This is a genomic window from Micromonospora sp. AMSO31t, from assembly GCF_008868175.1.
Lineage (GTDB): Bacteria > Actinomycetota > Actinomycetes > Mycobacteriales > Micromonosporaceae > Micromonospora.
This window is the reverse complement of the sequence record NZ_WBKT01000006.1, coordinates 41,610-55,544: the sequence shown is the minus strand read 5'-3', so window position 1 is coordinate 55,544 and position 13,935 is coordinate 41,610. Positions and strand designations below refer to the sequence as shown.

General features: G+C 70.7%; 15 protein-coding genes. 5 read left to right on the top strand and 10 right to left on the bottom strand.

The genetic code is table 11. From position 1 onward, the window contains the following. Positions 1–99 precede the first annotated feature (99 nt). The 8 genes from F8274_RS02715 to F8274_RS02680 form a co-directional block, all read right to left on the bottom strand. Positions 100–393: a DUF1330 domain-containing protein gene (locus F8274_RS02715; protein ID WP_151460664.1), complete on the bottom strand. Its 294-nt coding sequence runs from the start codon at positions 391–393 to the stop codon at positions 100–102. A 17-nt stretch (positions 394–410) separates the two neighbouring features. After that, a complete protein-coding gene (nadC, locus tag F8274_RS02710) occupies positions 411–1,283 on the bottom strand; it encodes a carboxylating nicotinate-nucleotide diphosphorylase (protein ID WP_225853564.1) in 873 nt (290 codons plus the stop codon). Between the two features lie 178 nt (positions 1,284–1,461). Then, the gene (locus tag F8274_RS02705) at positions 1,462–2,964 is read right to left on the bottom strand and encodes an MFS transporter (protein ID WP_151460663.1); all 1,503 of its coding nucleotides are present in this window, start codon (positions 2,962–2,964) and stop codon (positions 1,462–1,464) included. Then, positions 2,961–3,143 carry a hypothetical protein gene (locus F8274_RS02700; RefSeq protein WP_151460662.1) on the bottom strand — a complete coding sequence of 61 codons (183 nt, stop codon included), beginning with the start codon at positions 3,141–3,143 and terminating at the stop codon, positions 2,961–2,963. The genes F8274_RS02705 and F8274_RS02700 overlap by 4 nt, the downstream gene beginning before the upstream one ends. A 65-nt stretch (positions 3,144–3,208) precedes the next feature. After that, positions 3,209–3,568, bottom strand: coding sequence for a MarR family winged helix-turn-helix transcriptional regulator (locus F8274_RS02695; protein WP_151460661.1), 360 nt, complete (start codon positions 3,566–3,568; stop codon positions 3,209–3,211). 551 nt (positions 3,569–4,119) lie between these two features. Continuing rightward, the gene (locus F8274_RS02690) at positions 4,120–5,289 is read right to left on the bottom strand and encodes a hypothetical protein (RefSeq protein ID WP_192579675.1); all 1,170 of its coding nucleotides are present in this window, start codon (positions 5,287–5,289) and stop codon (positions 4,120–4,122) included. A gap of 85 nt (positions 5,290–5,374) precedes the next feature. After that, positions 5,375–5,662: a hypothetical protein gene (locus F8274_RS02685; RefSeq protein ID WP_151460660.1), complete on the bottom strand. Its 288-nt coding sequence runs from the start codon at positions 5,660–5,662 to the stop codon at positions 5,375–5,377. A 90-nt stretch (positions 5,663–5,752) separates the two neighbouring features. Further along, complete coding sequence (locus F8274_RS02680) at positions 5,753–6,763, bottom strand: mechanosensitive ion channel family protein (protein WP_151460659.1); 1,011 nt, start codon at positions 6,761–6,763, stop codon at positions 5,753–5,755. A 192-nt stretch (positions 6,764–6,955) separates the two neighbouring features. On the opposite strand from F8274_RS02680, the gene F8274_RS02675 reads away from it, so the two are divergent. Further along, the gene (locus tag F8274_RS02675) at positions 6,956–7,210 is read left to right on the top strand and encodes a hypothetical protein (RefSeq protein ID WP_151460658.1); all 255 of its coding nucleotides are present in this window, start codon (positions 6,956–6,958) and stop codon (positions 7,208–7,210) included. A 143-nt stretch (positions 7,211–7,353) separates the two neighbouring features. Further along, positions 7,354–8,571, top strand: coding sequence for a DUF4236 domain-containing protein (locus F8274_RS02670; protein WP_151460657.1), 1,218 nt, complete (start codon positions 7,354–7,356; stop codon positions 8,569–8,571). Positions 8,572–8,929: 358 nt separating this feature from the next. Here F8274_RS02670 and F8274_RS02665 read toward each other — a convergent pair whose 3' ends face one another. Then, a complete protein-coding gene (locus F8274_RS02665) occupies positions 8,930–10,135 on the bottom strand; it encodes a chitosanase (RefSeq protein WP_192579674.1) in 1,206 nt (401 codons plus the stop codon). Positions 10,136–10,537: 402 nt separating this feature from the next. Between F8274_RS02665 and F8274_RS02660 the strand changes: the two genes are divergently transcribed. From F8274_RS02660 to F8274_RS02650, 3 genes are all read left to right on the top strand, one after another. After that, positions 10,538–11,452 carry a DMT family transporter gene (locus F8274_RS02660; protein ID WP_151460656.1) on the top strand — a complete coding sequence of 305 codons (915 nt, stop codon included), beginning with the start codon at positions 10,538–10,540 and terminating at the stop codon, positions 11,450–11,452. A 182-nt stretch (positions 11,453–11,634) separates the two neighbouring features. Continuing rightward, a complete protein-coding gene (locus F8274_RS02655) occupies positions 11,635–12,504 on the top strand; it encodes a DUF6745 domain-containing protein (RefSeq protein ID WP_151460655.1) in 870 nt (289 codons plus the stop codon). Positions 12,505–12,689: 185 nt separating this feature from the next. Further along, a complete protein-coding gene (locus F8274_RS02650; protein WP_151460654.1) occupies positions 12,690–12,878 on the top strand; it encodes a hypothetical protein in 189 nt (62 codons plus the stop codon). 86 nt (positions 12,879–12,964) lie between these two features. Here the strand turns inward: F8274_RS02650 and F8274_RS02645 are convergent, their stop codons facing one another. Next, complete coding sequence (locus tag F8274_RS02645; protein WP_225853563.1) at positions 12,965–13,885, bottom strand: alpha/beta hydrolase; 921 nt, start codon at positions 13,883–13,885, stop codon at positions 12,965–12,967. Positions 13,886–13,935 lie beyond the last annotated feature (50 nt).

Below are 13,935 nucleotides of genomic sequence, written 5' to 3'. Positions count from 1 at the left end.
GAAGACTTCCTCCGGCAGACCCAGACGCCCGCGTGGCGCTCCTGCCGTGCGGTGCCTGTGGGAGCTGGACGCCGGGCAGGTCGCCGACTGAGCCCTTGGTCAGTCGATGCCTTCGACGATGCGGAAGTCGCGCTCTACGCCGTCGGAGAGGGCGACCAGCGCCTCCTGGTAGGCCGCACTCTCGTGCGCCGCGACGGCCTGCTCGAAGCTGTCGAACTCGACCAGGACGGTGCGCTCGGCGATTCCGGCGTCATGCGCGACGACCCGACCGCCACGGACGAGGGTCCGGCCTCCCCCGGCCCGGACGGCCAGGCCGGCCAGCTTGTTGTAGGCAGCCAGCTTCTCAGGGTCGGAAATGGTGCGGTAGACGCTGACCCAGTAGCCCTTGGCCACGGAACCTCCAGTTTTTGTCAAGATCGGGTGATGCTCAGAAGCATGCTCAGGTCCATGGCGGGTGCGCTGTGGGTCAGCGAGCCGACGGAGATGGCGTCGACACCGGTTTCCGCGACGGCGCGCAAGTTGTCCAGGGTGATCGTGCCCGAGGCCTCCAGCCTGATGTCGGAGTCGGGGGCCAGTTCGCGTCGAAGGCGGCCGGCTTCGGCCAGCTGCGGCACGGTCATGTTGTCGAGCATGATCCATGACGGCTCGGCGCGCAGCGCCTCACGGGCTTGGGCGATCGTGGCCACCTCTACTTCGATGGGCATGGTCTTGCCCTCCGACGCCATGTTCTTGCGGACGTTGTCGATGGCGGCGGTGACGCCGCCTGCGGCGGCGATGTGGTTCTCCTTGAGCAGCACCATCGCGCCGAGGTCCAGCCGATGGTTGTGCCCGCCGCCCGCGGCGACCGCGTACTTGTCCAGCAGCCGAAGTCCAGGGGCGGTCTTGCGGGTATCCAGGACGCGGACAGGCAGATCGCGCACGGCGGCCACGTACCGATCGGTGAGTGTGGCGATGCCGCACAGGCGCTGGAGGAAATTCAGTACCGTCCGTTCGCCGGTGATGATCTGGTGCGCGGGGCCGGAAATGCTCGCTAGGACGTCGCCGGCCTCAAGTCGCGTGCCGTCGGGTACTGATTCGTCGACCTGTGTTTCGCCGCCGATACGGGCGTAGACCTCGGAGGCCAGAGGCACACCGGCGGCCAGGCCCGGTTGGCGGGTGATGATGACTGCCGTCGCCCATTGTCGCGGCGCGACGCTCCATCGAGTGGTGACGTCATCGGCGGCTGCATCCTCGGATAGCGCGAGGGTCACGGCGTCGCGGGCTGCCATGTGAGGGAACTGCATGCGGGCGGTCCTTAGCTTCCGGTTCGATCGGATGGGCGTGCCGGTGATCGAGGATCACGCACTTGCCGGTACCGAAGGCGCACAGGCGTCCTCGGCATCGACGGCGCCAGTTCTAGGGGCATCTGTGGCAGGGGCTCGGGGTTGCTGGCCGATCACGTCGTACTGCTGCGACTGGTACCTACGTGTCGGCTACTTTTCGTTCTTGTTCGGGCCGCCGCCCTTCCGGCGAGCCGGTCATCGACTCGACCGGCCCTGGCTGGGCGCGCCGGTCACCGCTGGGTGTCGGGTTGGTCTCGGGCGAGCGTCGGCGGGCGAGAGCGAGGCTGGTCATAGTCGTGATCGCCATCGCGGCGATGCCGATCAGGGCTGCCGTGGTGTAGGCGCCGTCGTTCGGGAAGAGATCGCCGGGGTGGGTGCCGGCGGCCAGGACCAGGCCGCCTGTGGCGCTGCCCAGGGAGTACCCGACGCTACGGACGACATAGTTGAAGCTCATGGCGCTCGACGTCTCGCTCTTGGGGGTGACGGCCAGGATGACGCCGGGCATGGCGGCCGAGAAGCTGCCGACACCGAAACCCAGCACGCCCATCGCTACGAACAGTTCGGCCAGGTTCGACCGGGCCGCAGCGAACAGGACGAACCCGCCTCCGACGACGACGGCGCTGCCGGCCAGGAGCAACGGCCCGTCGATCCGCATCCCCACCCGCGGTGTGAGCTTGCCGGCGACGAACCCCAGCACCGAGAACGGGACCAGGACCAGCCCGGCCACGAAGGTGGTCAGCCCGAAGCCGTAGCCGGCACTGTGCGGCGTCTGCGCGTACCGGGTGATGAGGGTGAGGAGGAGGTACATGCCGATCCCGGCGACGAACATGGCGATGTTCGCCCCGGCGACCGCCGGGTGCCGCATCGCCCGGACATCGACCAGGGGCGTCCTACTGCGCAGCTCGGAGAAGATCCAGACGCAGAGCAGGAGCACGGCGACGATGGCGAGGACCACCGCCACGGTGAGGTGATCGCTCCAGAGACTCGTCTGGCTTGCGAGGAACAGGACGAGGAGCAGTCCACCCGCCAGGACCAGCGCGCCCACCACGTCCACGTGAGCGGAGCGGCCTCCGGGGGCGACGGGCATGGAGCGCCACGCGGTCAGGAAGGCGAGAGCGGTGACGAACAGACCGAGGCCGTAGGCGGCCCGCACCCCGCCGAAGTCGGTGAGCAGCGCGGCGAGCGGGTACCCGACGCCGGCCCCGATGATTGACACCACCGAGATCAGGGCAATCGTGGCCGCGCTGCGCCCCTCGGGAAGATGGTCACGGGCCACGCCCATCATCAGCGCCGTCAGACCGAGCCCGACGCCTTGGGCCGCCCTACCGACAAGCAGCCACGCGAACGGCAGCGGTAGCACGGTGAGCGCACTGCCGGCGACGACGACCGCCAGCGTGGCGAGAATCGTGGCCCGCCGGTGTGGGCCGGCTCCGAGCCGGCCGAGGACGGGCGTAGCGACGGCGCCGCTGAGCAGCGCGATGGTCAGTGTCCACTGCGCGCTGTCGAGTGCGACGTGGAACGTGGTCGCCACGCTGGTGATCAGCGGCGTCCCGAGGCTGGCGACTGCCGCCACGACCAGGGCGATGAACATCAGCGAGGGGACAAGCAGCCGCGCCTCGGAGCGCTCCACGGTAGTGCTCATCGGTCGGTCCCAGTCGTGATGTGGTCCAACAGGCCGGGACGGATGCATGTCCGGACCCGCCACGCCCACGGCTGGTCCAGTTCGGCGACCTGAAGCGCGGCACCGTTGTCGAGCAGCATGCCGAAGGTCGGGAACGCCTTGATCATCACCGGATCGAGCCCCGTGGTTTCGGCGATCATCGCCCGCATCCGCGTGAAGCCGCCGCCGACGTTGACCGTGACTCCGCCGAATGACCACCCTGTCATTACTTCGACCCTTCTCGATCTTGACTGTCGAGCTCGGCCAGATGTTGCAGCGCCGGAAGGGCTGCCACCAAGGCGTCAACCTCGTCGTCGGTGAGCTTGTCGATCAAGCCTGCATACGCCTGGACGCCCGCCTGGCGCCGCGCCCGGACGTAGGACGCGCCGGCCTCGGTCAGACACGCCAGCGTCACCCGCTTGTCGGACGGGTCGCCTCTCCGCTCGACCAGCCCGGATTCCTCCATCACCCGGACCAGGACGGTCATCGCGGGTTGGGTGACGCCCGCAATCACGGCGAGATCGGTGATTCGTCGTGGGCCGGTCCTATCCAGGGTGGCCAGGGTGGCAGCGGACGTGAGGCTCATGTCACGGGGAAGACGCCTGACGGCCCTGGTGGCCAGTCCATAGAGGGCTGACCCGATTGCAGTGGAAGCGCGACGAGTGGCGTCTTGACGGGCCATGCTCGAAGCATAGCAGATCTATATGAAGCCTTTATGCATCTGCCGGCGCCTGGGCTCGGACCAAGCCGCTGCTCGTGAGCAGCGCGACCGTCACCGGCGGGACCGCGGGGGCGGAGTGCACGACGAGGAAGGTTCGAATCTGCTCGTTGACGGCGCCGTAGAGGTGGCGGTCGCCGTGGCCGGGATTTCGCAGGGCGAGGATGGTCCTGGCCGGGTGTAGCCCGGCGTCTGTTGCCGCCGCCAGCAAGCGGTGTGGCTGACCGATCGAGGCCGGTTCCTCGTCGGCGAGGGGACCGCCGCCGGCGCAGGAAAGTTGCTGAGCACCGCGTTATCCGCATTCGACCCTTCGGTACGAGCCTGGCACTGGGGCCCGACAGACCCGAGCGGCTTCGCGGCGCTGGGCGTAAACGAGACGCTGATGCACACCCACGACATCACAGCACAGACCAGGGCCGTCAGCCGGCCTCGTGGTTCCGCTCCGACTCAGACCTGTCTCCGCGCGGCGACCCGGACTCGCCGCTTGGTCCCGGTCCGGCCCCGCCGGTCGGGCCCGGCCCACCCTGCTCGCCGGTCAGCTCCGCGTCGGGCTGATAACGGTACGCCGCCTCCCGTACCGCCGAGTCGGACTCTAGTCCGGCGCCGAGCGCGCCGCCGACCGTCGCCAGCGAGCTGGCCAGCCAGCCCAGTTTGACCTGGTGGGCGACGCCGGCCGGTCGGCCGGTCGATTCAGCGAGCAGGTCCCAGGGGACGAGGGCGATCGCCCCGATGATGGTCAGCGCGGCGAGCGCCACGTACAGCGCGAGGACACCGATCACCACGGTGAGCACGGTAACCACGTTGAAGAGGACGACCTGCTCCCGGGCGCCCCGGTCGCGCGGAACCCGCTCCCAGAGGCGCGCGCCGAGCACCATGGTCAGCACCACCGCCAGGACGGAGCCGGCCGCGAGCAGGCCGAGCCGCAGGTTGCCCAACGCCGCCGACAGCTGCCAAATATCGGCGCTCACCAGGGCGAGGACCGCGGTCGCGAAGGCACCGACCAGCAGCCGGGAGAGCCGGACGGCCAGCCGCCACGGCCGGTTCGCCCGGAGCATGCCGAGCAGCAGCCGCAGATTGCCGCCGATCACCCCGGCCAGCAGGCCGATGCCGGACGCCTGGGGGTTCACGCGCGCGCCGAGTTCCCGGGCCCGCCGCCCGGTGGCCAGGCGCAGGCGGCGCGGGCCGGCCCGTACCGGGTCGCCGACCGCGTCGGTATCGCCGAGCAGTGCCGCGAGGAGCCGGTCCCCGGCCTCGGCCATCCGCCGGGCCACGGCGACGGGGCCGAGCGCGGGCATGGAAAGGACCGCGACGCCGTGGGTGGTGCTGGCGTGGGCGACCACGGGCCGCCGCGCGGTCTGCAACGGTAGGTCCGTCACGCAGAGGACCAGACTCCAGCCCTCGGCCAGCATCCAGCGCCGGGCTGCCTCGATGAGCTGGCCGAGGTCGGCCGGCCCTTCGACGAGCCGCGCCACCTGGAGGCGTACCGCCCAGTCGACCTCCGGGACCCGGTTGCGGAGCCGGTCGGCGAGCTCCGTGGCGGCCTCCCGCGCCAGGTCGGCCGCGGCCCCGGGGGCGGCCACGACACCCACGACGACGGACCCGCGCCCGGTCACCACACTCCCGGAGCCGGCTCGGCCGCTCCCCCGGGCGCGGCGCCGGTCCGTGGCGCCGTCGTCAACACTCGAGGTCGTCCTTCAGGATGCTCATCGCCGGCTTCAGCCGCTCGGTATAGAGCGGCAGCAGGTCCTCCTTGGTGCCCGCCGGGGCCGGTTCGTCCACCGTCAGCAGTTCCTCCTCGTTGGTCGAGCCGTCGTCGGAGGCGTTCGTCCGGCGCAGGCCCGGGGTGTTCCCGTCGGTGGTGACGCTGCTGGCGCACGATTGCCGGCGAGTGTCCGGTTCTGGGGAAGATGGGACCCGGACGAAGTCGTCCCCCACCTCGGTGCAGTCCCGGTCGACGCCCATCGCCGCCTCCCGTCCCTGTCGGCCTCCAGCTAGTCCCCGGTAGGCGCCGACTCATTCATCCGCGCCCCGGCGGCCACGCCGACCCGCCGGTCAGGGCTGGTACTGGCTGCGGGTGCGGGGCAGCCACTGGGGGTGCTGGTCGCGTAGGTAGCGGATCAGTCCCTCGCGTAGGTCGCAGCGCAGGTCCCAGGCGCTGGCGCCGTCCGCGGCCGAGGCCTGCACCTGGATGACCACGGTTTGCGGGGTGGAGTCGACCATCTGGAGCACCCACTGGTCTCGATCCCACAGCGGTGAGGACTCGACCAGTCGGCGTGCCTCCCGGCGCAGGTCGTCCAGGTCGGCGGTGTGGTCGACATGGATCTGGATCTTGCCGACCACCCGCGACTCGTTCCGGGTCCAGTTCTGGAACGGCCGCTCAGTGAAGTACGTGGTCGGCAGGATGAGCACCCGGTCGTCCCAGAGCCGGATCACCACGTTGGTCAGCTTCACCTCCTCGACCCGGCCCCATTCGCCGTCCACCACCAGCACGTCGCCGACGTGCATTGCGTCGGCGAAGGCGACCTGGATGCCGGCGAACGCGTTGCCGAGCGCGGTTCGGGCGGAGAGGCCGATCACCGCGCCGACCACCCCGGCCGAGGTCAGAATGGAGATGCCGAAGAGGCGTACCGGCCGGAAGGTCATCAGGATGAGGCCGATAGCGGCGACCGTAACCACGGCGACGGTGAGCCGCCGCACGGGGCGGATCTGGGTCCGGGCCCGCCGGATCCGCCGGCTGGTGACCACGTCGCCCGGCAGCCGGCTGAACGCGACCGCTTCAACGACGCTCAATGCCTTGATCACCAGCCACGCGCTGAGGGCGATCAGGACCAGCAGGATGGCGTGCCGCAGATAACGCTGCCACTCGGCCGGTCCGGGCGGCAGCGCGTAGTACAGCGCCCCGACCAGCAGGACCGCGGCCGCCGGGCGGCGGCAGGCGTGCCGCAGCGGCTCCAGCAACCACTTGTAGCGGCCACGGGCACCCCGGCGGATCAGCACGCCGGAGACCAGGTCCACGACCACGGCCGCCGCCAGTGCGGCCAACACGATCAACGCGGTACGCATCAGAAGCCGTTCACCGTGATCCCGATGCCGCCTCTCCCGGGCTCGCGACCGCCTCCCCGCGTTCAGGGTGCCATCAGATCCGGCGGCAAGCGGCGGATATCGAGAATGCCAGACGGCCGTGACCGACGTCCGGCGGCTGCCGACCGAGAAGGTCGGCCTGCCCGCAGGCTTCCTGCGGCCGGCGCAGGATGCGTGATCGGCACCCTCTGGCCGGTTGCCGACCTACCGGGGTCGCTCATGCAGCGCTGTCAGTTGCTCTTGGCCGTGCCGGACCGTGCGCCCGGTGCCGCCCCCGAGGCCCGCCGCTGGCTGGTCGGGGCAGGCGACGCGGAGCTGGCGGCGTACTTCGCGGGCGAGTTCGCGCCCGCCGTGGCACCGCACGACGAGCGTTGGCGTAGTTCTTACGAACTTTCCACTGATGTGGGCCAGCACCTTGTGGCCATCTGACCCGGCGGACGGGTGCTGGTTCTAGCTCACTGGGCGGTCTTACTGATCAGGAACCGGCCTCGGTCGGCCGTAACGCCACCTCGCTCCAGCCCTCAACCGTTGCACGCAGTGCAGCCTGGGCCGACGCGTTCGGCTGAGCGTTCGTGACGATCATCGCCGTAAGGAGTGGCTGGGCGTCGGAGCTGACATCGGGCGACAGGCTGAACGGCAAACGTGGCCCCCGGCTCTACGGTCGGCGTGTGGGGTTTTCGATCAGGCTGGCTCCGGGGGTGCGGATTCGCGCTTCGTCGCGCGGCATTCGTACCAGTGTCGGCCCGCGGGCCGCCCGTGTCCACGTCGGCGCCGGGCGAACCGGCTTCTCCAGCGGAGTCGGCCCGGTGGGTTTCTACACGTCGCTGGGCGGTGGCCGCAGAGGCGGGCGAGCGGCGCCAGCGGGGAACTACCAGCGGCAGGTCGCGGCGCGGCGGCGTCAGGCGGTGCAGGCGCAGCGGGTGCAGGAAGCCACGATGCTCGCGCAGGCGTTTCTGCGCATCCTCGGCTTGCACCGGGTGGAGTTTCCCGCCGCGTCCAGACCGCCGGCGCCGGAACCGGCACCACCGAACCATGACGCTATCTACAAGCACTATGAGCAGCACGCCCTGGCCGGCATCGGTTTCTTCGAGCGAAGCAAGCGGGCACAGGCGAAACAGCGCGCGACCGGGTGGACCGAGGCGGAGGTGCAGCGGCAGTGGGCCAGCCTTCGGGAGCAGCAGGCAGGCTGGCAGCGATACCTCGACGACCGCTGGCAGCAGCTGTGCAACAACGAGCCGGATGTCGTCCTGGAAACCCTTGAGGAAGCCTTCGAGGACAACGAGGCGCCTAGCGCCGCCGTCGGAGTCAGCGACGACGAGGCTTCCGTCGTCGTGCTCGTTCCCGCCGTCGACCAAGCTGTGCCTGAGCGGATGCCGACCACGACAGAGGCCGGCAACCTGTCGTTGCGTAAGCTCCCGCAGCGCGACCGGGCGGCCTACTACAAGCTGTTCGTTTGTGGGCAGGTCCTGGTCACCGTGCGGGAAACCTTCGCCGTTGCACCGGGTATCGGCTCAGCGAGGGTGGCCGTACTTCGGCAGGATGGAACGGACAGCTACGGCCGAGCCCGCGTGTCGTGCCTGATGGCGACCAAGATCGAGCGCGCCTCGCTGACGGGAGTGCGGTGGCAGGATGTTGACGCAGCCGACATCGTCAACGACACGAGCTCGGAACTTCTGCTCAACCAGCGACCTCGTACGGGGGAACTGCTGCCGTTGAAGCTCGAAACAGAGCCCGCGCTGGCCGCACTCATCGATGCCGTCGATCTGGCCGAGCTCACGCTCGCCACCTAGATTTCACACCAGCGGCATGCTTGCCCCGCTTCTTCGGCTTGAACAGTGACGCGGCCCCTTCGCCGACGGTCCCGGCCACACCGGCGATCGCCCCACCATTGTCTGACGCTGCCGCTGTCGGCGTATCGGCTATCGGGCTGCGGACCGCTGCCGCTCCCCCGGGCCGGCTTGAGTTCCAACCCGATCTCGCAGCACCTCTGGCCTGCATCCACCCCGGGCCGGCGCGTCATCCGTCGCCAGGCGCGGTGGACGCGCGCCGGCCGATGGGCCGCCGGGACCGCGGCCGGGGCGTGTCGCCTGCGCCCCGGGTCCGGCGCCCTCTCTGAGCCGTGGCCGGCGACAGGCCGCAGGCGGGGCGTTAGCCGATGCGGTACTGGTCGCCGTAGACGGCGAAGGCCAGCGGCGTGTTCAGATCGAAGTTGCCGTTGTTGAGGAAGACCCGCTGGGCGGTGTCGACGCGGGAGGTGTCCGAGTGGGCCTCCTCCTTCCTCATCTCGACGACGCGCTCGTCGAGGAAGGCGTGCAGCCAGGTCCGCTCGTCGCCGCCCTGTGCCGGCGGCTTCGCCCGGGTGAGGGCGCGGCTGCGGATCGCCCGCATGCCTTCGTAGCCGTGCATCACGGCCGCGTCGTAGTAGGCGAACTGGCCGAGCGCCCGTACTCCGTCGGTCTTGCCGTCGCGCACCGACGGGTTGAAGTAGACGCGGTCCCGCTCGGCCTCCTGCGCGGCCCGGAACACCGGGTCGGCGGCGGCGGCCCGCCAGTCGCGAGGGAAGTTCGGGTCGAGGCCGGCGTGGGAGTCACTGCCGTTGACGGCCCGCAGGGCCGGCAGGTACCCCGCCAACACGTTGCCCGGCTTGGTTCTCGTGTAGGCCTGCACCAGTTCCAGCATGTCGCCGGTCCCGGAGCAGAAGCCGATGATGCCGGCGGTGTAGCCCCGCCCCTCACCGATGTCCTCGATGTAGGAGAACTGCGCGCGCCAGTCGAGCGAGGAGTTCTCCGCCGCCGAGACGATCTGCATGGCGACGTCCTTCTTCGCCGGGTCGTCCAGCGAGGCGCCGGCCGGGGCGGACGGGCTCGGTGTGGTGCCGCCGCCGGGCAGGACCCACCGTTGGTTGGCGTTGCCGACGCAGCCCCAGATCTGCAGGCGGGTGCCGTTGGCGGTGCTCCCGCCCGTGACGTCGAGGCACTTGCCGGAGCCGGTGTTGACCAGCGCGCCGTTGCTGGCGGCCCACTTCTGCGCACCGGTGCCGTTGCAGTCGTAGAGCTGCACCCTCGCGCCGTCGGCGCTCGACGCGGCCGTGACGTCCAGGCACTTGCCGAGGGCGCGGATGGAGCCGTCGGCGTTGCCGACCGTCCAAGCCTGGGCCGGGGTGCCGTTGCAGTCCCAGAGCTGGACCGGCGTGCCGTTGGCCGGGGCGGCGCCGGCCACGTCGACGCACTTCCCGCCGAGGCCGGTGATCGGCCCGGCCGTCGCGGCGCTGGCCGACGACAGGCCGTAGCCCAGCGCCGCGGCGGACATCAGCAGAGCCGCCGAGAGGTGGACGATTGTCCGCTTGGGAAGCATCGGCTCTCCTGGGATTGCGAGGGGCAGGGGCCGTCCCCGGTCGGTGGCCGGCGCGTCGAACCGCCTCCGGCTACCGCCACGGACATCAGAAAACCTTATTAACAAATAACAGTACGTCTATGTGATGTCAAACCTGCCGGCTTCCGTCCACTGTGCCAGCCCGCGCGAACCGCGATTTCGGCTCGGCGGTCACGACAACAGGTTCGTGTCGTCCACCGGCGGCAACTAGGATCGGGCCATGGGTCGGACCTTCGGCATCATCGCCCCGCCGCGCTCCTGAGCGGGGCGACTGTGCTCATCGTGCCCAGCCTGTGTCGGCTGGACGCGCGGTCCATGCAGCGCTGAGTCCGATACGCCCCGCTTCCGCGACCCCGATTCCTCTCGTCGCAGGAGCGTTTCTCCATGCTTGTCTCCGAACACCCGGCGGCCGCCGCCCGGCGCTCCGCCACCGGCCTGTGGTCACTCGTCCTCGCCGGCGTGCTGTGGGGCACCGGTGGCCCCACCGGCAGCCTCCTCGCCCACGAAACGGGGCTGTCACCCCTGGCGGTGGCCGCCTACCGGCTCGCCGCCGGCGGCGCGCTCGTCATCGCCTCGCTCTGTCTGACCCGGCAGCCGCTGCCACGCGGCCGTCACGCCTGGGCCCGGATGGCCGTCAACGGGCTGCTCGCCGCCGTTTTCCAGGCCTGCTTCTTCGCCGCGGTGTCACTGACCACCGTCAGCCTCGCCACCCTCCTCACGATCGGCGCCTCACCTGCCTTGGTGCTGTCCGCCGAATGGATCATCGGACGGCGGCGGGTCAGCGCGCGGATGCTCGCCACGGTGGCGCTGGCGGTCAGCGGTCTCGCCCTGCTCGTCGGCACGCCGTCCGGGGGCCTCGCCGCCACGAGCGTGCTCGCCGGAGCCGGATTCGCGCTGCTGTCGGCAGCCGGCTTCGCCACGATGACCTTCATAGGAACCCGGCCCGTCGCCGGTCTCCACGACCTCACCGGCACCGGCGTGAGCTTCGCGATCGGTGCGGCCGTGCTCGCCCCGGCGGCCACGGTGACATCCGGTATGGATTTCGTCCCGACCCGGGCATCCGTGGGGCTGCTGCTCCTGCTGGGCACCGCACCCACCGCGGTGGCGTACGCCCTGTACTTCCGGGGCCTGCGTACCACCCCGGCCAGTAGGGCAGCGCTGATCGCACTACTGGAACCGCTCGTCGCCACGCTCCTGGCAACGCTGTTCCTCGGCGATCGCCTCGGCCCGACCGGGCTCATCGGCGCCGCGCTGATCACCACCGCCATCGTGGTGAACACCCGCAGCACGCACCACTGACGACCGGGGCCCGGCCAGGAGCGACAGGACCTGGCCGGGCCCCGGTCTCGCGACGTCGGCGTTTCGTCAGGTATCGCGGCTCGCCGGCGCTGCAGGTGGGGAACCGCCTTGCGGCGGTGCCGCGTCGTGGGCCATAGTCGTTCCATGATCTCGTACCGGAAGGGCGGCGACGCCCTGGCGCGGTGAGCGCCCCCGCGCGGCGCGACGACGCCGCGAAACCCCCACAGGCCGTTCGCCGCGGCGACCCTCACGACCTGTGGCAGCAGACCATCCGGATCCGCCGGGAATGGCTCGGCCATGCCCTGTCCACACAGCCGGCTGACAAGTCGACCGCCGAGCGCTGCCTGACCGCCATCTACGCCAGGGCAGCACGGCCGCGACCCCGGTTCGAATGGGTCGACTCGCCGGACAAGGCGCGCCCCCTGATCACCGGCTGGCCTACCCTCGATCAGCTCTACGAGCGCATCCGGGACCCTCGGCCGCGCGGGACACCACCGCTGGCAAGCGATCTCGCCATGATCATCTCCCAGCTACGCGGGGCGCTGAGCGCGGGCGTCACGCACACCGATCCCGAACTGTCACCCGTGCGTACGAGCAAGACCAAGGAACCATGGCCCGAACTGGCGCCGCTGCAGGCGCTCGACAGCGACGTTCCGCTCGCTGTCGTGCTGCACCAAGGCGTACGCACGGCACTGCACCGGAGCCTCGCGCACGGGTACTACCTACCCGTGCGTGCGGCGCTCGCGGGCGACGGTCCGGTACCCGTGTGCTGGTACGGGCAGCAGGACGCGTCATGGATCGCCTACTACGACGTGCTGCATCGAGTCGGCCTTGCCCGGTACGGGCCGGACGAGGCCGAACACCTCAACGCCTGGGCCGGCCTGGCCCGCTCCTGCGGCTGGTGGTGGCCCGGCGAGGACGTCTGCGTCGTGGTGGACCGGCCCCAGACGATACGAACCGAGCCGGTCTCCGGAACGGTGCACGACCAGATCCGACTGCAACCTCGCGGCCTGCGCTACCGCGACGGCTGGCAACCACTCCTGAGCAGGTGAGCTGAGTCGACAGCCGGCCGGGACGGGCACCCGCCAGTCCCGGCCGGCCCGCTCCACGTCCTGCAAACTCATACGACGTTCAACGGGACACCCGAACCCCGGCAAAGAGCCGGTTCCGGTACGGTCCGCGTCACGAAAGCTGAGGAGCGCGGGACAGACACCGCCGATGGGAAGAGGACCGCTGCGTGGGCATGGTGTTGATCGGACGCCGGTTGTCGGCCGAGGAACTGGCGATCGTGCGCGCCGACCCGACAGCGGTCGACGCGCTGCTCTACGGCGACCTCAACGACGACGAGGCCGAGATGCCCGAGCCAGAGCTGGACCTGGACGCCGCAGCCACGAACGGCCAAGCCGTGCTGCTGGCCATCACCTGACGTCGTACGCCGTCGACCAACGCGACGGCCTCCGCCTGCGACATCGAGCCCCAGGACCGGCTGGCGGTGCTGTGACCCATCGCTGATCACCCGGTCGGCGCCGCCTCTGACCAACGGTGCAGCACAGCGGACATCTGAGCCAGGACGACGTGGGCGGCGTCGAACTGGGCCAGCTTCCGAGGGAAGTTGTGGATGAGCCCCTGGTACCGGGCCGCGGTGACGGGAACGCCCGCCGCCAGCAGCGCGGCGGCGTACCGTTCCCCCTCGGCAGACAACAGGTCGAGCTCGGCGGTGACGACCACGGCGGGCGGCAGGCCAGTGAGGTCGGCCCGCAGCAGGTCCAGATCCGGCTGCGTACGGTCCACGCCGGGCGGGGCGAACGCGTCCCAGAAGAACCCCATCTCCTCCCGGTCCAGGCCGTACTCGTCCAGCGCCGGATAGTCGGCAGCGGGGTCGATGACCGGGCAGACGAGGATCTGTCCCGCAAGCCGGATCCCGGCGTCCCGGGCACGGCGGGCGGTCACCGCCGCCAGGTGCCCTCCCGAGGAGTCACCGGCCACCGCTGTCCGGTCCGGATCGAGGCCGTGCCGAGGCGCCTCGGGCCCGCGCAGCCAGGCGAGCGCGCGCACCATGTCGTCCACCGGAGCCGGGTACGGATGCTCGGGGGCGAGCCGGTAGTCCACGGAGAGAACGGCCCAGCCGGACGTGGCCGCCAGGTGCCGGCACAGCCCGTCGTGGGTGTCCACGCTGCCCATCACCCAGCCACCGCCGTGCGCGTAGAGGACCACCGGCTTCGCGTCGTCAGCTCCGTCGCGGTAGAGGCGGGCGGGCACGCCGCCGGCGTCGACGGTCACCACGGACCGGATCGGCGGGCCGCTGCCCACCTCGGCGGGAGTCGCCTGGACCATGCTGAGCCGTGCCGCCGGCAGGTTGGCCCGGATGAGCGGGACACGCTGCTGGACTCGCATCGCCGCCCGCGCCTGCGGGTGGAGCCGACTGGGGTCCACCCGGTCAGTATCGCCGGCCCGGCGGATGCCAGTGTTGCCGACACGGCGGT